The following is a 22,095-nucleotide window of genomic DNA, read 5'->3' on the forward strand; positions in this document are numbered from 1 at the left end:
AGCCGCCGCCCCTTCCCGCCCGCGGCGCGCGAGCGTACGCTGGAGGCGTCGAAGGGGGCTCCGATGAACGCGACGGTCGGCGAACGCCTCGTCATCCACGGCAAGCAGGTCGGCCAGCCCGGCCGCCATGGCGAGATCCTCGAGGTGCGCGGCGAGAACGGCGGGCCGCCCTATCTCGTGCGATTCGACGACGGCCACGAGACGCTGCTCTTCCCCGGCGCCGACTGCGAGATCGAGCACGCCGAGCAGTGAGCGCGGCGCGCTAGCGTGGAGGGCATGTTCCACTCCTATGCGGCGATCGGCGACAGCTTCACCGAGGGCGTCGGCGACGAGCTGCCCGACGGCAGCGTGCGCGGCTGGGCCGACTTCGTCGCCGTCGGCCTCGCGAAGGCCGCCCGCGAGCCGATCGGCTACGCCAACCTCGCCATCCGCGGCCGCAAGCTCGGCCCAATCATCGACGAGCAGCTCGACGCGGCGATCGCGCTGAAGCCCGAGCTGCTGAGCTTCAACGGCGGCGGCAACGACATGCTGCGCCCCCGCATGGACGAGCAGGCGACCGCGATCCGCTTCCGCGAGGCGATCCACCGCATCCGCGAGGCCGACATCCACGTGCTCATGCTGAGCGGGGCGAACCCCACCGACCACCTGCCGATGGGCCGCGTGTTCGATACGCGCGGCGCCCGGCTCACGGCGGCCCTCGTCGACCTCGGCTCGCTCGAGGGCGTCACCTTCGTCGACAACTTCAACGACCGAGGGCTCCGCGACATCCGCTACTGGTCGCCCGACAAGCTGCACCTCAACGCGCTCGGCCACGCCAGGGTCGCCTCGAACGTGCTCACCGCGCTCGACGTGCCGGTGCCGGCCGAGTGGGGCGTCGAGGAGGTCGCCGCCGCTCCCGCGGGGCCGCGCAGCCGAAACACCGCCGCGTACTACCGCGAGTTCGTGCTGCCCTGGATCGGGCGCCGGCTCACCGGCCGCTCGTCGGGCGACGGGCGAGTCGCGAAGCGGGCGACGCTCGAGGCGGTCGACGCCGACGCGATGCGCTGAGGCGCGGCGGCGGCGGCGGCGGCGTCCGCGCCGGCATCGCAACGGTCGGGCGCGCCCGCTACGCCCCGAGCACGTCGGCCACGAAGGCCCGGGTGCGCCGCGCGAGCCCCTCGATGCGTTCGAGCTCGTGCGCGCTCGGCAGGACCTCGGACGGCGCGGGCGGACGGCCCAGCCGCACGGTCTCCTGGCAGGCGAGGTCGCCGCAGATGTACGTGCCGACGCTGTCGCCGCGGGCTCCCGCCGCACCCGAGCGACGGGCCGAGAACAGCGAGACCTGGTCGCCGGGCTGGTGGGTGTGGCAGAGGTTGCAGACGGCGGCGCGGTGCCGCGAACCGGTGCGCTCGGCGCTGCGCAGCACGATGCCGGCGGGCTCGCCGTCGAGCTCAGTGACGAGGTACCCGCGCGAGGAGATGCGCGGGTCGCGCCACGCGAACGCGTCGAGATGCGCCCATTCGGTGACGAAGAACTTCACCGGCAACGAGAGCTGCTCGAGCTCGGAGGCGTCGGCGTTGCCGAGCACCGCCCGGACCTCGGACTCGACCAGCGGCTGCATACGGCTCCCCTCGTGCGACTTCCAGTCTACGAACGGGCTCGCGCGACGGAGCATCCCTAGTGCGCGACCGGGCGGTTCGACCACTCCTCGTAGGTCATCCGATCCGGCGTGGGCGGGTCGATGAGCACGAGCTCCCACGTGACGCCCTCGCTCTCGGCCGACCAGGAGATGACGACCACGTCCCGCTCGCCCATGCCGTCGGGCCGGTGCCGCCCGAGTTCGGTGGCCGCGTACTGCACCATGATGCCGTGCTCCTCGAAGCGCGCCCGCGAGGCGCACTCGCCGCGCTCGACGAGGCTCGTGCCCACCGGGACGACCGAGAGGCAGACCTGGTCGATCCCGTTGAGGTAGGCCCAGAAGCCTCGGCCGAGCACCTCGTCGATGCGGCGTACGGTGTCGGCCTGCGCGCCGAGCGCGACGGTGAGGCTCTCGTCGTCGGGCTCCTGCGGACGGTCGAAGACGGCGAGACCGCGCGGCGGGGTCGCGACCGAGATCACCGCGATCGCACCGGCCACGGCGAAGCCCGCGAGCACCGCCGCGATGGCGAGCCCGCTCGCGACGCGAGTGCCGAGTCGGCCTCGCCGTCGAGTGCCGGTCGCGGATGCCACGGGGCCTCCCCCGTCCGCTGAACGGCCCTCGCCCGCCGCGGCGGGCGCACCGCCGGTGATGACGCCGCGGTCCCCTGCCGTGTCGGTCCCGGCATCCACTCGACCGGATGCCGCGCCGGTCCGCGCTTCGTCGAACCGCTCCTCCTCGTGGGATGCCGCCGCGGCCGCCGCCCGTTCACTTTCGCGTGCCCTCCGAGCGAGTTCGGCCTCGACCGACTCGAGCTCGTCGGCGGCGCCCGAGGCGAACCCCTCGGGAGTGCCGTAGACGACCCGGCGCAGGGCATCGGCCCGCGCCTCGAGTTCCGCGTCGTCGCTCGTCAAGGCCCCTCCGATGCCGACGCTAGCCCGCGGACGGGCGTTCGAACAGTCCCCCGTCTGCGGCATCCGCTCGCACTCTTCAGGACGAGCGCCGCGATGCGCCCTGCACGAGCCCTCTCGCCCCGCTCATCCTGAAAAGCGCGGCGAGGAAGTGCTCCCCCTGCCGGCGGGGTGAGCCGCCGCATCAGAAGACGGGGCGGGGCCGATCGTCGACGAGGGGGTGCCATCCTTCGGGGCCGCGGTCGTACGCGTGCGCGGGGCCGTCGGCGAGGAGCTTCGAGAGCGCGGCGAGGAAGCGGTCGACGTCGTCGGCCGACGACCCCGCCCCGAGGCTCGCGCGCAGCCCGTTCGCGCGGCTGGCGACGCGCTCGAAGAAGGGGTGGGCGCAGAACCGGCCGGCCCGCACCGAGATGCCGTACTCGGCGCCGAGGGCGGCGGCGAGCAGGCCCACCGAGCCGCGCTCGAGCTCGATCGTGGCGATGCCGAGTCGGTCGGAAGCGTCGTCGAACCCGCGCACGACCCGCACGCCGCGCTGCGCGGCGAGGCCCGAGTGCAGCCGTTCGGCGAGGGCCGCCTCGTGCTCGTCGCGGGCGGCGTCGCCGAGGCGTTCGAGCTCGACGAGCGCGCGCGCGATCGCGGCGATGCCGACGACGTTGGGCGTGCCGGCCTCGTGGCGCGCGGCGCCCTGCTTCCAAGCGACGCGATCGAGGGAGACCGTCTCGACGGCGCCGCCGCCGGCGAGGTGGGCGGGTGCGGCGTCGAGCCAGTCGGCGCGGCCGACGAGGGCGCCGGCGCCGAACGGCGCGTAGGCCTTGTGCCCCGAGAAGGCGAGGTAGTCGATGCCGGATGCCTCGAGCGAGACCCGGCGGTGCGGCAGCAGTTGCGCGGCGTCGACGGCGAGACGGGCGCCGTGCGCGTGGGCGAGTGCGGCGAGACGCTCGATCGGCAGCACTTCGCCGGTGACGTTCGAGGCGCCCGTCACGGTGAGGAGGGCGGCGGGACATCGGGCGAGTTCGGTGTCGAGCACCTCGAGGGTCTCGGCGATGGTCGGCCGGGCGACGACGACCCGGCGGGCGCCCTCGCGCCAGGGCAGCAGGTTCGCGTGGTGCTCGAGGTCGAGCACCACCGTGTCGCCGGGCACGGCCGCCGCGAGCAGGTTGAGCGCGTCGGTCGTGTTGCGGGTGAAGACGACGAGGTCGTCGTCGCGCGCCCCGACGTGCCGGGCGACGGTCGCGCGGGCGGCCTCGACGAGGGCGGTGGTCTGCTGCGACGGGTACCCGGTGCCGCGGTGCACGCTCGCGTAGTACGGCAGCACCTCGGCCACGTGCGCGGCGACCGCCGTGAACGCGGGCGCCGAGGCGGCGGTGTCGAGGTTCACGTGGCGCACGAGACGCCCGCCGAGCACGGGAACCTCGAGGCCGGCGTCGACGAGCCGCGCGAGCGGGCCGGGGGCCGTGGCATCCATCATCGCCGCCGGCTCCGACGTGCGCGCGGCGCGGGCGGCGGTCGACTCGGTGGCGATCACAGGGCTCTCCTCGGTGCGTGGTTCGGACGACGCTACGGATGCCCCTGCGCCGCCTCAACCCTCCGTGACGCGGGCCGTCATGGCGCGCAACAATCGGAAACACGGAGGATCGAGACGGCGCCGTCGGGCCGCCGTCCGCCTACTCGGTCGGCGGGTTCGTCGGCTCGCCGAGCGAGAGCATGAGCCGGTTCGCCCAGTTGAAGAACGCAGCCGAGTGGATGACGTCGGACACGGCCTGCTCATCGAAGCCGACCTCGCGGAGCGCGTCGAGGTGCCCGCGCTCGAGCCGGGGCGGCGTGGCGGCGAGCGCGACGGCGGCGTCGATGACGGCCCGCCACGCGGCATCCTGCTCGCCGTCGATGCCCTCGTCGAGCAGCCGTTGCACGTCGTCGTGGCGCTTCGAGTGGTGCGTCGCGAAGCGCGCGTGCACCGAGGCGCAGAAGATGCAGCCGTTGAAGCGGCTCGTCGCGGCCGCCGCGAGCTCGCGCTCGGCCCGGGGCAGGCCGTCCTTCGCGTTGTAGAAGATGTCCTTGTCGGTGAGGGTGCGGGCCTTCAGGATGTCGGGGTCGCGCGCGAGCAGCCGGAAGTAGTCGCTCTTCGCCCGCGCCCGGTCGACGAGCCCGTCGTATTGGCGCTCGGTGAGCTCCGCCTCGTCGGCCGGTTCGAGCCAGGGCACCCAGCCGAGCTCGGCCTGGGTGAAGACCTCGGGGGTGGATGCCTCGGGGTGCCCGAGCACGCGGGCGGTCTCGTGCGTGGCGTGGTCGGTCATGCTGCGTCCTCCGTCGTGAGGAGTCGGAGCCCGGCGGCGACGCGCAACTGGAACGCGAGGAACGACACGAGCTGGGAGAGGGTGACGATGCCATCGCTCGACCAGCCTGCGGCGGCGAGCGCGGCGAGCGTCTCGGGCGAGGCCTCGCGCGGGCGGAACACGAGCAGGTGCGCGTGCTCGAGGGCGGCGGTGATCCGCTCGCCGAGTGCCGCCCGGGCCGGGTCGTCGGCCGCGACGGCGAGCCGGAGCCCGTCGCGGTTCTCGGCCGCGAGCGCGGCCGTCGGATAGTCGCCGTACGGTCCGGTCGTGCGCACCGAGGCGGCGAGGTCGGACACGGCGTCGGCGAGGGCGTCGCCGGTGTCGCCGCCGACGCTGCGGGTGAGCGCGCCGTAGTGCGCGGTCGCCACCTCGTCGTCGTGCAGGATCGCGACGAACTGTGCGACGGCGGCGCGCTCGGCGAGGGTCGCGTGCGACTCGTCGATCTCGGTGAAGAGTGCGTCGTAGCTCGCCTGGGCGTTGTCGCGGGTGGCCGGCCGGTGCCGGCGCAGCGCGTCGGCGGCGGTGCCGGGGGTCACCCCCGCGAGTCGGTCGATGAGGTCGGTCATGTCGGTGCCTTTCTGTCGGTCGTTGGTGGCGGGAGTCGCGGGGTGCCGGTTCGGGTCCTTCGGGGCCCCATCGGGTCGGCTCAGCGGGCGAGCGCAGGTGCGGGTGCGGTCGCACCCCATCCGAGCGCCGGCGCGACCTCGCGGGCGATGAGCTCGATCGACCGCAGCACGAGCTCGTGCGGCGGGTCGACCGAGTGCACCTGGAACGCGACCTCGCTCGCCTGCGCGGCGACCGCGTCGCGCGAGAGCGACTCGATCACCTCGTCGACGGTGCCGACGTGCGTGTCGTACGCCGCGATGAGCTCGTCGAGCGTGTCGCCGGCGGGCGGCTGCCCCATGCGCGTGAACCCGACCGCGGCGCGACGCAGCCCGATCTCGGCGTAGCGGCGGGCCTCCTCGCGCGAGTCGGCGACGAAGAGCGTGCGCGACGCGAGGATCCGCGGCGGCACGCCGTGCGGCAGCGCCTCGAGGTAGGCGTCGACGACCGGCTGCTGCACGTCCGACAGGCTCGCGCGGGGGGCATCCGACGGTCGTGGCTGGGTGCGAGAGAGCATCAGTCCGTGACCGGCGCGACCGGCGCGCGTGCCGCCGGAGGGTGAGAACGTCGCCTGCCAGACGCGGCCCAGCAGGTCGCGGCCGGGCGGCTGCAGCCGGTTCGCGTCGTCGCCGAGCGCTCCTCCTGCGAGCGCCGCGACGAGTGCGTCGATCTTCTCGCCGAAGATGCGACCCCGGTCCTCCGAGCGCTCGCCGAAGGCGAGGAACGAGGCGGGCGTCGAGCCCGATCCGAGGCCCAGTTCAGCACGGCCGCCCGAGACGAGGTCGAGCACGACCGCATCCTCGGCGACCCGCACCGGGTCTTCGAGGGGCAGCGTCACGACCCCCGTGCCGAGCCGGATGCGCGAGGTCTGCGCGGCGACGTTCGCGAGGAACACGAACGGCGACGGCAGCCCGCCCTCCGCGGCGTGGAAGTGGTGCTGCGCGACCCAGGCCGAGTCGAAGCCGTGGCGTTCCGCGGCGACGATCTGCTCGGTCGCGATGCGGAAGCGCTCGGCGGGACCGGCGTCGTCGAGCAGGCGGGTGAAGAATCCGATGCGGGTCATGCGAGGGCCTTTCCTGAGGAGACGGCGAGTGAGACGTCGGTCGAGTCGAGCGCGTCGGGCGCGGTGCGGCCGTCGTGGTCGGCGGCGGAGTCGGCTGCGTCGAACCGCACCGCCCGACGGGGCACCGCGGCGAGGAGTTCGCGCGTGTACTCGTGCTGCGGCGCGTCGAACACCTGCTCGGTCGCCCCCTGCTCGACGACGCGGCCACGCCGCATCACCGAGACCGAGTGGCTGATGCGGGCGACGACGGCGAGGTCGTGCGAGATGAACAGGTAGCTGAGCCCGAGCTCCTCCTGGAGGCGTTCGAGGAGTTCGAGGATGCGCGCCTGCACGGTCACGTCGAGCGCCGAGACGGCCTCGTCGAGGATGACGAGCTCGGGTTCGGGTGCGAGCGCGCGTGCGATCGCCACTCGCTGACGCTGCCCGCCCGAGAGCTCGGCGGGCCGCCGGCCGGCGACGTCGGCGGGCAGCGCGACCCGCTCGATGAGGTCGCGTGCCGTCTCGGCCCGGCTGCGCCGGTCGCCGATGCCGAAGTTCCGCAGCGGCTCGGCGATGATCTCGGCGACGGTCTGCCGCGGGTCGAGCGAGGCGAACGGGTTCTGGTAGACGAGCTGCACCCGTCGGCGGAAGTCCCGCTTCGCGGCGCCCGCGAGCGCGGTCACCTCGAGTGAGGCCCCGCCGCCGCGTGCGCCGAGCGAGACCGTGCCGGCGTCGGGTTCGACGAACCGCGCGATGATGCGCGCCGTCGTCGTCTTGCCCGACCCCGACTCCCCCACGATCGCGTGCGTCGTGCCGCGCAGCACCTGGAACGAGACGTCGTCGACCGCGCGGAACGGCGCGCGCCCCCGGCCGAGCGAGAACTCCTTCACGAGCCCGGATGCCTCGAGCACGAACGGGTTCTCGGCCGCGGCAACCCCGGGGTCGCGCAGGTACAGCGGCGGGCGGGGGTGGCGGAACGGATGCTCGGCGAGCCCCGGGGCATCCGCCAGCAACCGGCGCGTGTACGCCTCGACGGGGGCGTCGATGAGCTGCTCGGTGCCGCCCTGCTCGACGACTCTGCCGTGCTGCATGACGACGACGCGCTCGGCCCGCTCGGCGGCGACGCCGAGGTCGTGGGTGACGAGCAGCACGGCCGTGCCGCGCTCGCGGCGCAGTTCGTCGATGAGGTCGAGGATGCGCCGCTGCACGGTGACGTCGAGCGCGCTCGTCGGCTCGTCGGCGATCACGAGCTCGGGCTCGAGCGCCACCGCGTTCGCGATCAGCACCCGCTGGCGCATGCCGCCCGACAGCTCGTGCGGGTACTGCTTGGCCCGCAGCGCCGGGTCGTCGAGGCCGACGCGGTCGAGCAGTTCGAGCACGCGGCCACGGATGCTCCGGCGGTCGCCCCGGCCGTGGATGCGGAAGGTGTCGGCGAGCTGCACGCCGATCGGCCGCACGGGGTTGAGCGACGAGACCGGATCCTGCGGGATGTAGCCGATACGGGCGCCGCGCACCGACTCGAGGCGGCGGTCGCTCCAGCCTGCGAGGTCGGTGCCCGAGAGGCGGATCGCGCCGCCCTCGATCCGGCCGCCGCCGGGCAGCAGCCCGAGCACGGCGCTCGAGGTGGTCGTCTTGCCCGAGCCCGACTCGCCGACGAGGGCGACGACCTCGCCGGGCGCGACCTCGAACGAGACGTCGTGCACGACGCGGCGGAGTCCGTCGCGCCCGCCGTAGGCGACGTCGAGGTGCTCGATGGCGAGCAGGGGCGTTGCGGCGTTCGCGGTCATCGGGTCCTCCCGAGGGCGTGGCTGATGCGGTTGGCGCTGAGCACGACGGCGACGACGACGAGGCCGGGCAGCACGGTCAGCCACCACGAGGTCGCGACGTAGTTGCGCCCCTCGGCGATGAGCAGGCCCCACTCGGGCGTCGGCGGCGGAGCGCCGTACCCGAGGAACCCGAGCGTCGAGATCGCGAGGATCGCGGTGCCGAACTGCAGCGCTGCGAGCCCGACGACCGAGGTGAGCGAGTTCGGCAGCACGTGCCGGAACAGCACGGTGTGCAGCCGCGCCCCCGAACCGATCGCGGCTTCGACGTAGTCGGCCTGCCGCACCCGCACGACCTCCGAGCGCGAGAGTCGGGCGAAGGCGGCGATGGAGCCGACTCCGACGGCGATCGCGGCGTTCACGGTGCCGAAGCCGAGCAGGATGATGATGCTGAGCGCGAGCAGCAGCCCGGGGATCGCGAGCAGCACGTCGACGAGCCGCATGACGACCGCGTCGACGGCGCCGCCGAGCGAGCCCGCGAGCACGCCGAGCAGGGTGCCGCCGACGAGGCCGACGGTGACGGCGACGAATGCGCCCGACAGCGAGTGCACCGCGCCGTACACGACCCGGGTGAACAGGTCGCGGCCGATCGCGTCGGTGCCGAAGAGGTGCGCGGCGCTCGGCGCCTGCAGCTTGTCGGCGGGCACCCCCGCAAGCGGGTCCTGCCCGGTGAACAGCCACGGCACGAGGGCCCACGCGATCGCGAGGGCGATCACCGCCCAGGCGAGCACGAGACCGGGCCGGATGCCACGGAGCCGCCGGATTCCGTCTGCAGCCCGGACGGCGCTCGCCGACCCCGGCCGCTCGAGCACGTCGACGCTCATGCCGCCACCGCCTTCCGCTTGAGCCGCGGATCGAGCACCGGGTACACGAGGTCCACGACGAGGTTCACGAGGACGAACACCAGTGCGGCGAGGATGACGATCGCCTGCAGCACCGCGACATCCTGATTGGCGACGGCCTGCTCGGTGAGCCGGCCGATGCCCGCCCGCCCGAAGACCGTCTCGGTGACGACCGCGCCGCCGATGAGTTCGCCGATGAGCACGCCCGCGATGGTGATCGTCGGCAGGGTGGCGTTGCGGGCGACGTCGAGCCAGAGCACGCGAGCCGGGCTCGCGCCCTTCGCCCGCACGACCGCGACGAACGGCGACAGCTGCACCTCGTCGATCGCCCGGGCGAGGATCTGCGCGAGCGGCGCCGAGATCGGGATGGCGAGCGTCAGCACCGGCAGGATGAGCGCCTGCACGGGGTCGGCGCCGATGACCGGCACGAGCCGGAGCTGGAACGAGAACACCTGGATGAGCACGATGCCGAGCCAGAACACCGGCACCGAGACGAACACGCCCGGCAGCGAGCGCAGCGCCTGCCGCAGCCACCCGAACGGCGCGAGCGTCGAGAGGAAGGCCAGGGCGACGGCGATCACGACCGCGACGAGGAACCCGAGTCCGGCGAGCACGAGCGTCTCTGGCAGCGCCGAGCCGAGGAGCTCGTGCACCGGGGTGCCGTACTGCACCGAGGTGCCGAAGTCGCCCGCGAGGAAGCCGGCGACGGTGTGCAGGTACTGCTGCCAGACCGGCACGTCGGCGCCGTAGCTCTGGCGGATCTCGGCGATCTGCTCGGGCGAGAGGCCGAGCTCGGGGCTCTCGAACTTGATCAGGATCGCGTCGCCCGGCAGCGCCTGCAGCAGCACGAACGTCGCCGTGAACGCGATCGCGAGCACGAGGAGCGCCTGACCTGAGCGTCGTGCGAGGTAGGCCATCGTTCTCTCCTTCCGTTCTGTTCGCGTGAGGGGCCGCGGCGGTCGAGCGGCCTTCGTGGGGGCCGCCCGACCGCCGAGTGCTTCGCTACTGCTTCGCGACCCAGGTGTCGTAGAACAGCGGACGGGCGACCGCCTCGGTGGTGAAGCCGTGCACGTACGGCGCGGCGCCGTAGACCTGCGGCTCCTCGAAGAGCGGGATCACGTACGCCTGCTCGGTGAGGTAGTCCTGCACTGCGGCCGACGCCTCGTCGCGCTTCGCGGGGTCGGGCTCGGATGCCACGGCCAGGAGCAGCTCGTCGAGCTTCGCGTCGTCGGAGAGCAGGGTGTTGCGGTTCTTCGTGAAGTACTGGCTCTTGATCACGTCGTTGTCGGCGCGTCCGACCATCGAGTGGTACAGCGGGGTCTTCAGCGGGTCGAGGATGTCCTCGGCGTAGCTGCCCGCGTCGGCCGCCTTCACGTTGAGTTCGACGCCGATCTTCGCGAGCTGCTGGCTCACGAGTTCGAGCGTCTGCTTCGAGAGCGGCTGCGGCTTGGCCTCGTAGACGGTGAGCGAGAGCCGCGCGCCGTCCTTCTCGCGGATTCCGTCGGCGCCGGGCGTCCAGCCGGCCTCGTCGAGCAGCTGCTCCGAGAGCTCGGGGTCGAAGGCGAGCGCCGCCGACTGGTCGGTGTAGCCCTTCGCCGTCGCGGCGAGCTGCGAGGTCGCGACCGGGTAGTTCTCGGTGAAGATCGTGTCGACGACCTCTTGGGCGTCGACGCCGTGCACGAGCGCCTGGCGCACGCGCAGATCGCTCAGCAGCGGGTTGGTGAACCGCAGCCCGAGCGAGTTGTTGACGCCCCGGGTGGGGGCGGCGACGATCTCGAAGCCGGCGTCCGCGACCTGGGCCTCGTCGAAGGCCTGCACGTAGCGGATGACGTCGGCCTGACCCGCGAGCAGCGAGCCGATGCGCACGCTGTCCTCGGGGGTGACGATGAGGTCGATGGCGTCGAGGTACGCCCGGCCCTGGTGCTCGAACGAGGGCGGCGCCCAGTCGTAGTCCTCACGGGCCTCGAGGTGCAGCGAGGTGCCGATCTCCTCCTCGGTGACGACGAAGGGCCCCGAGCCGACGATCTCGGTCGACGAGCCCGCGCCCCAGTCCTCGAGCTTGCGGTCGAGGGTCTCGGGCGAGACGAGCCCCGAGTTGATCGTCGAGGTCGCCTGCAGGAACCCGGGTGCGGGCGCCGAGAAGGTGAAGGTCACCGTGTCGGCGTCGACCACCTCGCTCGCGGCGTAGTTGTTGATCGCCTCCGAGACGGTGAGGCCGAGCGCCTCGTCGCCGAGTCCGTAGGTGTCGAAGTTCTTCGCGACGGCGGCGGCGTCGAGCGGCGTGCCGTCCGAGAAGGTGACGTCGTCGCGGAGCTCGAAGGTGTACTCCGTGGCATCCTCGTTGACCGACCACTCGGTCGCGACCCACGGCTCGATCTCGAGGGTCTCGGGGTCCTGCCAGGTGAGGCGCGCCGTGATGTTGTTCACGATGCCGCCGTTCGGGTAGAAGCCGGCCTGCGGCGGGTAGAGCGTCGTGTGGGGCTGGTGCTCGAGGTAGGTGAGCGTGCCGCCCGTGACCGGGTCGCCGGCCGCGTCGGCCGTGCCCGGCGCGCCCTGCCCGGCGCAGGCGGCCAGCAGGCCGGTCGCGGCGAGCGCGGCGACGCCGGCGGCGATCAGTCGCGTGTTCTTCGTGGACATGTGCTGTGGGTTCCTTCGGTTCGGAAGCGGGGTTTCGCCCCTGGGTGCGGGGTGTGATCGTCGAAGCTACGGATGCCCCGCGCTCGTCTCAACCACCCCTCGACGCCGGCCGTCACCGCGGGAAACCGGCGGCAACGGGGCGTCACCCGGCGTCACGTGCACGTTCTCGGGGCGGGCCAGGCCGAGGTGGTCGCGCAGCGTCTCGCCCTCGTACTCGGTCGGGAACGCCCCCCGCCGCTGCAGCTCGGGAACGACCCCGAGGGCGAACGCCTCGAACTGCGTGGGCTGGATCGCGGAGAGCACGTTGAAGCCGTCGACGGCCCCCGCGTCGCCCCACGCCTCGAACTCGGTCGCGATGTCCTCGGCGGTGCCGACGATCATCGACGCGTTCACCGAGGCGGCCACGACGAGGTGGCGGAGGGTCGGCGGCCGATCGCCCGAGGGGTTGCGGCCCGTGCGCTCGGCGACGATCTCGACGAGCTCCTGGCCGGGCGCGCTGAACTCGGCGACGATCGCCGGGGTGACCGCACGATCGGGAGACAGCCCCGAGACATCCACCCCCAGGAGCGTCGAGAGCTGGGCCAGCGAACGGTTCGCGGGGAACGCCGCAGGCGGCCCATCGGGCCAGTCCTCGGCGATCTGCACGAGCTCGCTGAGCTCGTCGGCGATGGATTGCGCGTGCTCGCGGGTCTCCCCCACGATCGGCAGCACGGGCGCGATGACCTTCAGCGTGCGGTCGTCGCGACCCGATTCGAAGGCCAGCGCCCGCAGCTCCTCGCGCACCTGCACGGCGTGGTCGAGGTCGCTCACCGCGACGAGTGCGAGGTCGGCGTTCTGCGCGGCGAACAGGCGCGAGCGCGGCGAGGTGCCGGCGTGCACGATCGGCAGGTGCCCCTGCACCGGCCGTGCGACGTTCAGCGGCCCGGTCACGCTCAGGTGCTGGCCGTTGAAGTCGGTGGCGTGCAGCTTCGTCGGGTCTATGAAGACGCCCGCCGCGGCATCCGCGACGATCGCATCGTCCTCGAAGGAGTCCCAGAGGCGGCGCAGCACGTGCTCGAACTCGACCGCGCGGTCGTAGCGGGTCTCGTTGGCGGCGTGGAAGTCGCGCCCGTGGTTGCCGGCCGCCCGCGGTTCGGCGCCGGTCACGAGGTTGAGCCCTGCGCGACCGCCGCTCAGGAGGTCGACCGAGGCGGTCGCCCTGGCCAGCGTGAACGGGTCGGAGTAGCTCGTGTTCGCCGTCGCGATGAGGCCGATCCGCTCGGTGACGCCCGCGAGGTACGTGACCGCCGACAACGGGTCGATGCGGGCCACGAGGTACGGATCGCGGAACTCGAGGTCGTGCCCCGTCGCGAGCCAGTCGCCGAAGAACAGGTAGTCGAGGCGCGCCTGCTCGGCGACCTCGGCCGTGCGGCGCAGCACCGCGGCATCCCCCCGCGGATCTCGATGCGCCCCCGGATACCGCCAGCCCGAGGGGTAGGCGCCGATCGCCCTGACCATTGCGCCGATGATGAGTCGTGTCATGTTTCGACCTCCCGGAGACCGACGCTAGGGAGGGCGATCGGATGCCGCGAGCCCACCCGTCACACGGGGGAACCGGGTGTCACACGGGGACTGCGGGCGTCACATGACGGGGGTGCTCACCAGGTCGCGACGTACTCCGACACCCGGTCGGGCAGCGTTCCCCGCACCACGGGGGCGCCGCGCTGCACCGCCTGCGCGATGCGCTCGCGGAGCTGCGGCGACGCGATCCGGTAGTCGACGAAGTCGCCGTCGCTCGCGTACACCCCGATCGGCAGGGTCAGCGCCTGGAAGAACGAGAACAACGGGCGGAACTGGTGCTCGATGATGAGCGCGTGCCGGTCGCTGCCTCCCGTCGCGGCGAGCAGCACCGGCTTGTCGATGAGCGAGTACTGCCCGACGAAGTCGAACACGTGCTTGAAGAGCCCGGTGAAGCTCGCCCGGTAGACGGGGCTCGCGACGATGAGCAGCGTGGCCGACTCGATCCGGCGGATCGCCGCCTCCGCGGTCGGGCTCAGCTCGTCGCGCCGCAGCGCACCGCTGAACTCGCGCCCGATCTCGCCGAGCTCGATGAGGTGGGTCTCGACCTCGACGCCGGGCTGCGCAGCGAGCGCGACCGCGAACTCCTCGAGGATCTCGCGGACGAGCACGGTGGTCTTGGACGGGCTGTGCAGGCTGCCCGAGACGGCGACGAGCGAGACGTGGTGCGACATGCCTCGACGCTAGGCAGGGCCCGAGGATGCCGCGACCGCGCGGGTCACACGACGGAACCGGCCGTCACGCGGCGGAACGCCCGGTCACACGAGGTCATGCGGGCGCGGTGCGCCGGGCGTGCTCGCACCCCGATCTCCGACAGGATGGCGCCGAACCCCAACGCTCGAGGAGATCGTGTGTCGTCGAAGAAGGACCGCAACGCCCTGCCGTCGTGGGGCAGCGAACTCTGGCTGAGCCGCGCGCAGCGCCGCTTCATCGGCGTGGTCACGACGGTCACGGTCGTCGTGGCGCTCATCGCGTGGGTGCTGACGCTCACCCCGTGGCCGTCGGCCCTCGCGATCCGCGGGCTGTTCGAGCGCGGCGGGGCCGAGACCGCGGCCGAGATGCAGCGGCACGTGCCCGACACCCCGCTGAACGCGCTCCTCGACGAGCACGTCGGCGGCGACCCCGACGCCGACATGCGCTACGACGTGTTCTCCCCCGCCGACGGCGGCGACGAGCCGCTGCCGACGGTCATCTGGGTGCACGGCGGCGCCTGGATCTCGGGCTCGTCGACCGACGTCGACCCGTATCTGCGGATCCTCGCGGGCGAGGGCTACACGACGGTGGGGCTGAACTACGGGCTCGGCCCCGAGTCGACCTACCCCACCGCGGTGCACCAGCTCAACGACGCGCTGCTCGAGCTCGACGCACGCGCCGACGACCTCCGCATCGATCGCGACCGGATCGTGCCCGCTGGCGACTCGGCGGGCGCGCAGCTCGCGAGCCAGCTCGCGACGCTCAGCACCAACCCCCGCTACGCGGAGCTCATGGCCATCGACCCGGCACTCGACGCCGATCAACTCGCCGGCGTGGTGCTGAACTGCGGCGTCTACGACCTCGACGCGATGTCGGAGCTCACCGGCATCGGCTCGTGGGGGCTGAAGGCGGCGCTCTGGGCGTACACCGGCACCCGCGACTGGTCGCAGGAGTCGCCCGGTTCGACGATGTCGACCATCGACTACGTCACCGCCGAGTTCCCGCCGACGTACATCTCGGGCGGCAACGGCGACGCGCTCACCTGGATCCAGTCGCTGCCGATGCGCGACCGGCTCGTCGAGCAGGGGGTGGAGGTCACCGAGCTCTTCTGGCCGGCCGCCCACGAACCGGCGCTGCCGCACGAGTACCAGTTCCACCTCGACCTCGGCGAGGCGCAGTTCGCCCTCGACGAGACGCTCGTGTTCCTCGCCGATGTCGCTCGCTGAGGCGGAGTGCCGGCTGACGACGCGCCACGAACGCGCAACTCAGGAGCCGGAGCCGGTAGAACCGGCAGCGACGGCCGCCCGACCCGCCACGGCGTGCGCGAGCGGCACGAGCCCGAGCAGCAGCACCGCCCCGAGCACGTAGCCGACGAGGTCGAGCGGGTCGAACGAGCTGCCGAAGACGAGCCGCAGCGGCGGCACGGCATCGACGATCCGCGACGGGAGACCGGTGAGCTGCAGCAGCTCGACCGCCGCCGAGACCCCGAACCCGGCGACCGCGACGGCCCACGCCGGCAGGCTCGGCCGCACGATCGCGATCACGAGCCCGACGAGGCAGGCGTAGAGCGCGCTGCCGGCGAGGTCGATCACGACCGTGCGGTCGAACAGCTGCAGGCCGAGGCCCACGAGCAGCACGACCGCAGCGGTCGCGGCGAACGCCAGTCGCGTGCGCCGGTCACCCGCCGCGCGACTCACTCGTCGCGCGGACCCTTGTGGCGGGGCTTGCGCGCCGGGCGGTCATCGCCCGAGTCGGCGGCACGGTCGTCGTCGCGCGGCCGGTCGTCGCGGTCGTCGCGACGCGGCCGGTCGTACCGGTCGTCACGGCGGGGACGGTCGTCGCGCTGGTAACGCCCACCGCCGCCGCGCCCGTCGCGATCGCCACGGCGCGGCGCGCCCCGGTCGGGTCGCAGCTCGATGAGTCGACCCGAGATACGGGTGCCGTCGAGGCGCTCGAGCGTCTCGCGGGGCAGGTCGGCCGGCAGCTCGACGAGCGAGAACTCGGGCTTGATCTGGATCGCGCCGAAGTCGTCGCGGTTCAGCCCGCCCTCGTTCGCGAGCGCGCCGACGATCTGGCGCGGTTCGACCCGGTGGCGTCGGCCGACCGCGATGCGGTAGGTCGCCATCGGCACGCCGCTGCCGCGCGGGCGGCGCGCGGGGCGGTCGTCGCGGTCGTACCGGTCGCCGCCGCGTCCGCGGTCGTCGCGGTCGCGCCCGCGGTCGTCGCGGCGCTCGCGATCGAAGCGCGCGGGCCGCTCGGGCTCGGGCTCGAGCAGCAGCGGCGACTCGCCCTGGGCGACCACGGCGAGCGCTGCGGCCACGTCGACCTCGGGCACGTCGTGGTGGCGCAGGTAGTGGGCGATGATGTCGCGGAAGCCCTCGATGCGCTCGTTCTGCTCGAGCGCAGCGGTGATGCGGTCGTCGAAGCGGGCGAGCCGGGTCACGTTGACGTCGTCGACGCTCGGCAGCGACATCGGGGTCATCGGCTGCTTCGTCGTCTTCTCGATGCGGGCGAGGAGGCTGCGCTCGCGCGGAGTGACGAAGCTGATCGCGTCGCCCGTGCGGCCGGCGCGGCCGGTGCGGCCGATGCGGTGCACGTACGGCTCGGGGTCGGTGGGGATGTCGAAGTTGACGACGTGCGAGATGCGCTCGACGTCGAGGCCGCGGGCCGCGACATCCGTGGCGACCAGGATGTCGAGCTTGCCGCTCTTCAGCTGCTCGACGGTGCGCTCGCGCTGGGCCTGGGCGACGTCGCCGTTGATCGCGGCGGCCGCGTATCCGCGGGCGCGCAGCTTCTCGGCGAGCTCTTCGGTGACGTTCTTCGTGCGGACGAAGATGATCATGCCCTCGAAGTTCTCGACCTCGAGGATGCGGGTGAGCGCGTCGACCTTCTGCGAGTACGCGACGATCAGCGAACGCTGCGTGATGTTCGCCGAGGTCTGCGTCTTCGTCTTGACGGTGATCTCTTCGGGGTCGTGCAGGTACTGCTTCGACATGCGGCGGATCGCGGCCGGCATGGTCGCCGAGAACAGGGCGACCTGCTTGTCGTCGGGGGTGTCGGCGAGGATCGTCTCGACGTCTTCGGCGAAGCCCATCTTGAGCATCTCGTCGGCCTCGTCGAGCACGAGGTATTTGAGCTCCGAGAGGTCGAGGGTGCCCTTGTCGAGGTGGTCCATGATGCGGCCGGGCGTGCCGACGACGATGTGCACGCCGCGGCGCAGCGCCGAGAGCTGCACGCCGTAGCCCTGCCCGCCGTAGACGGGGAGGATGTGCACGCCCTTCAGATGCGCGGCGTACTTCTCGAACGCCTCGCACACCTGCAGGGCGAGTTCGCGGGTGGGGGCGAGCACGAGCGCCTGCGGCGTCTTCTGCGAGAGGTCGAGGCGGGCGAGGATGGGCAGCGCGAACGCGGCGGTCTTGCCGGTGCCGGTCTGGGCGAGGCCGACGACGTCGCGTCCCTCGAGCAGGGTGGGGATGGTCGCCGCCTGGATCGCGGAAGGGGTCTCGTAGCCGACGTCGTCCAGGGCCTTGAGCACCGCCCCGTCGAGACCGAGGTCTGCGAATGTCGTCGCGGCGGGCTCCTCGGGAGCCGCGGCCGGGGCGGGAAGTTCTTCAGAAGTCACGCTTCAGGGTAGTCCCCGGTGCTGTGAAAGGCCCGGTGGATGCCGCGGGGTGCCGCCGGGACGGCGGTCTGCGCGGCCCGTGGTCGCCGTCAGCCCTTGGGCTTCTTCGGCCCCTGCCCGCGGCCGGGGTGGTCGTCGTCGGTACTGGGGTCGGGTTCGGGTTGGGGCTCGACGACGGGTTCGTCGACCGGCTCGTCGGGTTCGTCGGCGACGGGTTCGTCGGTCGGTTCGATCGGGACCGCCGTGGGCTCGGTGGGTGCGGGGGTCGACGTCGGCAGCACCGGCGGGAACGCCTGCGAGTTCGCCGGGGCGCTCGGGGTCGGCCGGGGCGTCTGGAGCTCCGAGGAGGCCTCGGCGTCGGGTGCGCCGGCGCTCCCGGCCTGGATGACCGCGGCTCCGCCGGCGATGATCCCGATCGAGAGGAGCGCGGCCGCGCCGGTGAGCGACACGGCGCGGTGAGCGGATGCCCAGGAGGTGACCGCGGCGACGGCGGGCGCCGATCGGCGCGCGAGGGCATCGACCACGGCCGCGAGGAGGGCGGTCGCCGTGGCGAGCGGCCCGGCGGGGACCGCAGGCGGGGCGGCGCGGCGGCCGCGGGGGCGCGTGGGGTTGGGCTGCTCGCCCGTTCCGTCGCTCACCTCGACCTCGATTCCTCGGCGGCCCGCGTTCGGGGGCCGCATTCGAGGATAGATGCCGAGGCCGCCGTGCGCATCCCGACGAGTCGGCCGCGAGGTCAGCCCGAGACGATGAGCGAGTAGAGCAGGGTGCCGAACTCGGCCAGGAGCACCATCGCCCCGGCTGTCGTGCCGATCGCACCGTAGACGCGCGTCGGACCGCCGCGCAGACAGGCGGTGATGCCCACCGCGATCGCCGTGAGCGCGAGCACCACCATGATCGCCGAGACCACGAGCGACGAGGTCGCGATGGCCCCGATGTCGCTCGATCTCAGGGCGGAGGCCGTGATGATCACGCCGACGAGGTCGAAGACGACGAGCACGATGGCCAGGACGAAGGCGACGATGCCGATCGCGTCGACGCGGGCCGGGGCGGCCTGCGGTGCTGGGTGCGGGGCGGCCGGTGAGGCGGCGTGCGGGTCGCTCATCCGGCCACACTAGCGGGGCGGTCACGGCGGCGACAGGATCCCGGGTGCCGCCGAGGCTCGCGCCCTGTTAGTCTTCCCACTGGTTTCAACGTTGAAATCGTAGAGAGCCGAGGACATGACGACCCGAACCCGACCCCGTGGCATCCCGACCGCCGCCGCAGCGGACGCCCCCGCACTCGGCCCCCGAACCTGGGCCGCGGTCATCCTCATCGGCCTCGTCGGTCAGCTCGCCTGGGTGATCGAGAACATGTACCTCAACCTGTTCGTCTACGAGACGGTCTCGACCGACCCCGGCGTCATCGCGTGGATGGTCGCGGCGAGCGCGATCGCGGCGACGGTCGCGACGCTCATCGTGGGCGCCTGGTCCGACCGGCTCGGTCGCCGTCGCGAGCTCATCGCGGGCGGCTACCTCGCGTGGGGCGCGGTCACCGCGGCCTTCGGCCTCGTCGGCGCGCCGGACGCCGCGGCCGAGGCCGCCCCCGTGCTCATCGGGGCGGTCGTCGCCATCATCGCGCTCGACTGCGTCATGAGCTTCGTCGGCTCGGGCGCGAACGACGCGGCCTTCGCCGCCTGGGTCACCGATTCGACGGTGCCCGCGAATCGCGGCCGGGTCGACGGCTGGCTCGCGACGATGCCGCTCGTGGCGATGCTGCTCGTGTTCGTGCTGCTCGACCCGATGACCCAGGCCGGCCAGTGGCCCGCCTTCTTCGCCCTCGTCGGCGGCGTCACCGCCGCCGCCGGCGTCGCCGCCTGGTTCCTCGTCCGCGACCGCGGCGTCGCTCCCCGTGAGCAGCGCGTGCTGCGCGCGGTCGTCGACGGCCTCCGCCCCGCGACCATCCGACGCGAGCCTGCGCTCTTCCTCACCCTCGCGATCTGGTGCGTCATCGGCATCAGCTCGCAGGTGTTCATCCCCTTCGTGCTCATCTACCTGCGCTACTCGCTCGCGCTCGAGGCCTCGGCGATCGCCCTCGGCATCGTGCTCGTCCTCGCCTCGGCGCTCAGCGTCGTCGGCGGGCGCGTGATGGATCGCGTCGGCAAGGAGCGCTTCCTGCTCCCCGCGGTCGGGGTCTTCGTCGCCGGCCTCGTCGCGATGACCTTCGTGCGCGACTTCGCCTGGGTGGTCGTCGCGGCGACGTTCATGATGGCGGGCATGATGGCCTCCATCGCCGCGGTCTCCGCGATGACCCGCGACCAGACGCCCGCCGACCGGGCGGGCGGCGTGCAGGGCGCCCGCATGATCTCGGCGGTGATGCTGCCGATGGTGATCGGCCCCGCGATCGGCGCCGCCGTCATCTCGGGCGCCGCGCACAGCTACGTCGAACTCGGGCGCGAGCACCCCGTGCCCGGCCCCGAGATCTTCCCCGTCGCCGCGCTCGTGCTCGTCGCCGTGCCGGTGCTGGCCGCGTTCCGCACGCGCGTGCTGCGGCGCACCGCCGCGGCCGCCGTCGCCGCCGCCGCGTCCGAGGAGCCGCGCGCGTGAGCCGCCGCACCCCCTGGGCCGAGGCCCTCGATCCCGACGCGATCCTGCCCGAGTACCCGCGACCGCAGCTCGTCCGCGACAGCCACCTGAACCTCAACGGCTGGTGGGACCACGCGTTCACCGCCGACGACCGGCCGCCGAGCAGCTGGGACGGCCGCATCCTCGTGCCCTTCTCCCCCGAGGCCGAGCTGTCGGGCGTGGGGCGGCAGCTCCAGCCCGGCGAGCACCTCTGGTACCGGCGCACCGTCCGGCTGCCCGACGGTTTCCTCGTCGACCGGGTGCTGCTGCACTTCGGCGCCGTCGACCAGCGCTGCCGCGTCTTCATCGACGGCGTCGAGCTCGGCGCGCACGAGGGCGGCTACCTGCCGTTCTCGATCGACGTGACCGAGGCGCTCGCCGACGGTGAGGCGCACGAGCTGACCGTCGACGTCGTCGACCCGAGCGACACCTCGTACCACTCGCGCGGCAAGCAGTCGCTGAAGCGGGGCGGCATCTGGTACACCGCGCAGTCGGGCATCTGGCAGACCGTCTGGATGGAGTCGGTGCCCGCGCTCCACGTGCGACAGCTCGAGCTGCGCCCGAGGCTCGACGACGAGACGATCGAGGTCGTCGTCGAGGCATCCGAGCCCCAGGGCGTCGCCGCGGGCGAGCCGCCCGTCGCGACCGTCGTCGTTCGCGCCGACGGTCAGGAGCTCGCCCGGGCCGAGGGCCCGGCGGGGCGCCCGCTCACGATCCCGGTGCCCGGCGCACGCCGCTGGAGCCCCGACGACCCGTTCCTCCACGACCTCGAGGTGCGCCTCGGCGACGACCTCCTGCAGAGCTACGTCGGCATGCGCTCGGTCGGCGTCGCGCCCGATGCGTTCGGCCGCCCGCGGCTCATGCTCAACGGCGAACCGGTGTTCCACGCGGCGGTGCTCGACCAGGGCTACTGGCCCGAGGGCCTCTACACACCGCCGTCCGACGAGGCGATGGTGCACGACCTCGTCTCCATGAAGGCGCTCGGCTTCAACGCGGTGCGCAAGCACATCAAGATCGAGCCGCTGCGCTGGTACCACCACTGCGACCGGCTCGGGCTCCTCGTCTGGCAGGACATGGTGAACGGCGGCCGCCGCTACGACCCGGCCGTCATCACGCTGCCGGTGAAGCTGCCGTTGCGGCTCAGCGACCACCGATACCGACGCTTCGGCCGGCAGGATGCCGCGGGGCGGGCCGAGTTCACCGCCGAACTCGAGGCGACGGTGCGGCTGCTGAAGAACTCGCCGAGCGTCGTCGTGTGGGTGCCGTTCAACGAGGGCTGGGGGCAGTTCGATGCACTCGCGGCCGTCGACCGGGTGCGGGCCATCGACCCCGATCGGGTCGTCGACCACGCGAGCGGATGGCATGACCAGCGCGGCGGCGACCTCCAGAGCCTGCACGTGTACTTCCGGAAGCTGCAGCCCGGGCGTCGCTGGGGCCGTGACGGGCGCGCCGTCGTCGTCTCGGAGTACGGCGGCTACAGTCTGCGCCTGCCGGGTCACGAATTCGGGCCGCGCGAGTTCGGCTATCGGCGGTACGGCAGCATCGACGCACTCACCGCGGGATTCGTCGAGCTCCACCGCGACGAGGTGCTGCCCGCGATCGCGGCGGGTCTCTCCGGCATCGTGTACACGCAGCTGTCCGACGTCGAGGACGAGCTCAACGGCCTGCTCACCGCCGACCGCACCGTCGTGAAGGTCGACGCCGACCGGGTGCGCGACGTCATCGGCGAGTTGTTCGCCGAGTTCGCCGCGGTCACGACGTCGGCCGCGGCATCCCCGTCGTCGCCGCCCACCCGCCCCGCCCGCTGAAACCCGACC

The 22,095-nt window shown here is 72.9% G+C and carries 21 protein-coding genes; 5 read left to right on the forward strand and 16 right to left on the reverse strand.

Annotation, left to right across the window (positions count from 1 at the left end):
* The first annotated feature begins 63 nt into the window (after nt 1-63).
* Both ACFVTR_RS18010 and ACFVTR_RS18015 read left to right on the forward strand, forming a co-directional pair.
* Nucleotides 64-252 carry a DUF1918 domain-containing protein gene (locus ACFVTR_RS18010; protein ID WP_376941772.1) on the forward strand — a complete coding sequence of 63 codons (189 nt, stop codon included), beginning with the start codon at nt 64-66 and terminating at the stop codon, nt 250-252.
* Nucleotides 253-276: 24 nt separating this feature from the next.
* The gene (locus ACFVTR_RS18015; RefSeq protein ID WP_387039557.1) at nt 277-1,047 is read left to right on the forward strand and encodes an SGNH/GDSL hydrolase family protein; all 771 of its coding nucleotides are present in this window, start codon (nt 277-279) and stop codon (nt 1,045-1,047) included.
* Between the two features lie 58 nt (nt 1,048-1,105).
* On the opposite strand, the gene ACFVTR_RS18020 is transcribed toward ACFVTR_RS18015, so the two are convergent.
* From ACFVTR_RS18020 to msuE, 12 genes are all read right to left on the reverse strand, one after another.
* The gene (locus ACFVTR_RS18020; protein WP_387039559.1) at nt 1,106-1,600 is read right to left on the reverse strand and encodes an FBP domain-containing protein; all 495 of its coding nucleotides are present in this window, start codon (nt 1,598-1,600) and stop codon (nt 1,106-1,108) included.
* Between the two features lie 56 nt (nt 1,601-1,656).
* Nucleotides 1,657-2,529 carry a hypothetical protein gene (locus ACFVTR_RS18025; RefSeq protein ID WP_387039560.1) on the reverse strand — a complete coding sequence of 291 codons (873 nt, stop codon included), beginning with the start codon at nt 2,527-2,529 and terminating at the stop codon, nt 1,657-1,659.
* A 181-nt stretch (nt 2,530-2,710) separates the two neighbouring features.
* The gene (locus tag ACFVTR_RS18030) at nt 2,711-4,051 is read right to left on the reverse strand and encodes an aminotransferase class V-fold PLP-dependent enzyme (protein ID WP_387039562.1); all 1,341 of its coding nucleotides are present in this window, start codon (nt 4,049-4,051) and stop codon (nt 2,711-2,713) included.
* Between the two features lie 139 nt (nt 4,052-4,190).
* Complete coding sequence (locus tag ACFVTR_RS18035) at nt 4,191-4,820, reverse strand: alkylhydroperoxidase domain protein (protein WP_387039564.1); 630 nt, start codon at nt 4,818-4,820, stop codon at nt 4,191-4,193.
* The gene (locus ACFVTR_RS18040) at nt 4,817-5,425 is read right to left on the reverse strand and encodes a CMD domain protein (RefSeq protein ID WP_387039566.1); all 609 of its coding nucleotides are present in this window, start codon (nt 5,423-5,425) and stop codon (nt 4,817-4,819) included. Before ACFVTR_RS18040 ends, ACFVTR_RS18035 begins: the two co-directional genes overlap by 4 nt.
* 80 nt (nt 5,426-5,505) lie before the next feature.
* Nucleotides 5,506-6,525: a putative FMN-dependent luciferase-like monooxygenase gene (locus ACFVTR_RS18045; protein WP_387039568.1), complete on the reverse strand. Its 1,020-nt coding sequence runs from the start codon at nt 6,523-6,525 to the stop codon at nt 5,506-5,508.
* A complete protein-coding gene (locus ACFVTR_RS18050) occupies nt 6,522-8,291 on the reverse strand; it encodes a dipeptide ABC transporter ATP-binding protein (RefSeq protein ID WP_387039570.1) in 1,770 nt (589 codons plus the stop codon). Before ACFVTR_RS18050 ends, ACFVTR_RS18045 begins: the two co-directional genes overlap by 4 nt.
* Nucleotides 8,288-9,151: an ABC transporter permease gene (locus ACFVTR_RS18055; protein WP_387039571.1), complete on the reverse strand. Its 864-nt coding sequence runs from the start codon at nt 9,149-9,151 to the stop codon at nt 8,288-8,290. Before ACFVTR_RS18055 ends, ACFVTR_RS18050 begins: the two co-directional genes overlap by 4 nt.
* Nucleotides 9,148-10,086 (reverse strand): ABC transporter permease, encoded by a 939-nt coding sequence (locus ACFVTR_RS18060; RefSeq protein WP_387039573.1) that lies wholly within the window; start codon nt 10,084-10,086, stop codon nt 9,148-9,150. Before ACFVTR_RS18060 ends, ACFVTR_RS18055 begins: the two co-directional genes overlap by 4 nt.
* An 85-nt stretch (nt 10,087-10,171) precedes the next feature.
* Complete coding sequence (locus ACFVTR_RS18065) at nt 10,172-11,806, reverse strand: TIGR04028 family ABC transporter substrate-binding protein (protein WP_387039575.1); 1,635 nt, start codon at nt 11,804-11,806, stop codon at nt 10,172-10,174.
* A 66-nt stretch (nt 11,807-11,872) separates the two neighbouring features.
* On the reverse strand, nt 11,873-13,327 hold the full coding sequence (locus ACFVTR_RS18070; protein WP_387039577.1) for an NtaA/DmoA family FMN-dependent monooxygenase: 1,455 nt from the start codon (nt 13,325-13,327) through the stop codon (nt 11,873-11,875).
* Nucleotides 13,328-13,443: 116 nt separating this feature from the next.
* Nucleotides 13,444-14,037, reverse strand: coding sequence for an FMN reductase (msuE, locus tag ACFVTR_RS18075; RefSeq protein ID WP_387039579.1), 594 nt, complete (start codon nt 14,035-14,037; stop codon nt 13,444-13,446).
* Nucleotides 14,038-14,214: 177 nt separating this feature from the next.
* Between msuE and ACFVTR_RS18080 the strand changes: the two genes are divergently transcribed.
* Nucleotides 14,215-15,282 (forward strand): alpha/beta hydrolase, encoded by a 1,068-nt coding sequence (locus tag ACFVTR_RS18080; RefSeq protein ID WP_387039580.1) that lies wholly within the window; start codon nt 14,215-14,217, stop codon nt 15,280-15,282.
* Between the two features lie 39 nt (nt 15,283-15,321).
* Here the strand turns inward: ACFVTR_RS18080 and ACFVTR_RS18085 are convergent, their stop codons facing one another.
* The 4 genes from ACFVTR_RS18085 to ACFVTR_RS18100 form a co-directional block, all read right to left on the reverse strand.
* Nucleotides 15,322-15,753 (reverse strand): DUF2809 domain-containing protein, encoded by a 432-nt coding sequence (locus ACFVTR_RS18085; protein ID WP_387039582.1) that lies wholly within the window; start codon nt 15,751-15,753, stop codon nt 15,322-15,324.
* Complete coding sequence (locus tag ACFVTR_RS18090; RefSeq protein WP_387039583.1) at nt 15,750-17,678, reverse strand: DEAD/DEAH box helicase; 1,929 nt, start codon at nt 17,676-17,678, stop codon at nt 15,750-15,752. Before ACFVTR_RS18090 ends, ACFVTR_RS18085 begins: the two co-directional genes overlap by 4 nt.
* Before the next feature lie 89 nt (nt 17,679-17,767).
* A complete protein-coding gene (locus ACFVTR_RS18095) occupies nt 17,768-18,316 on the reverse strand; it encodes a hypothetical protein (RefSeq protein ID WP_387039584.1) in 549 nt (182 codons plus the stop codon).
* Nucleotides 18,317-18,411: 95 nt separating this feature from the next.
* Nucleotides 18,412-18,780, reverse strand: coding sequence for a hypothetical protein (locus ACFVTR_RS18100; RefSeq protein WP_387039586.1), 369 nt, complete (start codon nt 18,778-18,780; stop codon nt 18,412-18,414).
* Between the two features lie 115 nt (nt 18,781-18,895).
* Here ACFVTR_RS18100 and ACFVTR_RS18105 point away from each other — a divergent pair, with 115 nt between their 5' ends.
* Both ACFVTR_RS18105 and ACFVTR_RS18110 read left to right on the forward strand, forming a co-directional pair.
* Nucleotides 18,896-20,260, forward strand: a complete 1,365-nt coding sequence (locus tag ACFVTR_RS18105) for an MFS transporter (protein ID WP_387039588.1) — start codon at nt 18,896-18,898, stop codon at nt 20,258-20,260.
* A complete protein-coding gene (locus ACFVTR_RS18110; protein WP_387039590.1) occupies nt 20,257-22,086 on the forward strand; it encodes a glycoside hydrolase family 2 protein in 1,830 nt (609 codons plus the stop codon). Before ACFVTR_RS18105 ends, ACFVTR_RS18110 begins: the two co-directional genes overlap by 4 nt.
* Nucleotides 22,087-22,095 lie beyond the last annotated feature (9 nt).

The organism is Agromyces sp. NPDC058126 (genome assembly GCF_042884595.1).
In the GTDB taxonomy this organism is placed as follows: Bacteria; Actinomycetota; Actinomycetes; order Actinomycetales; family Microbacteriaceae; genus Agromyces.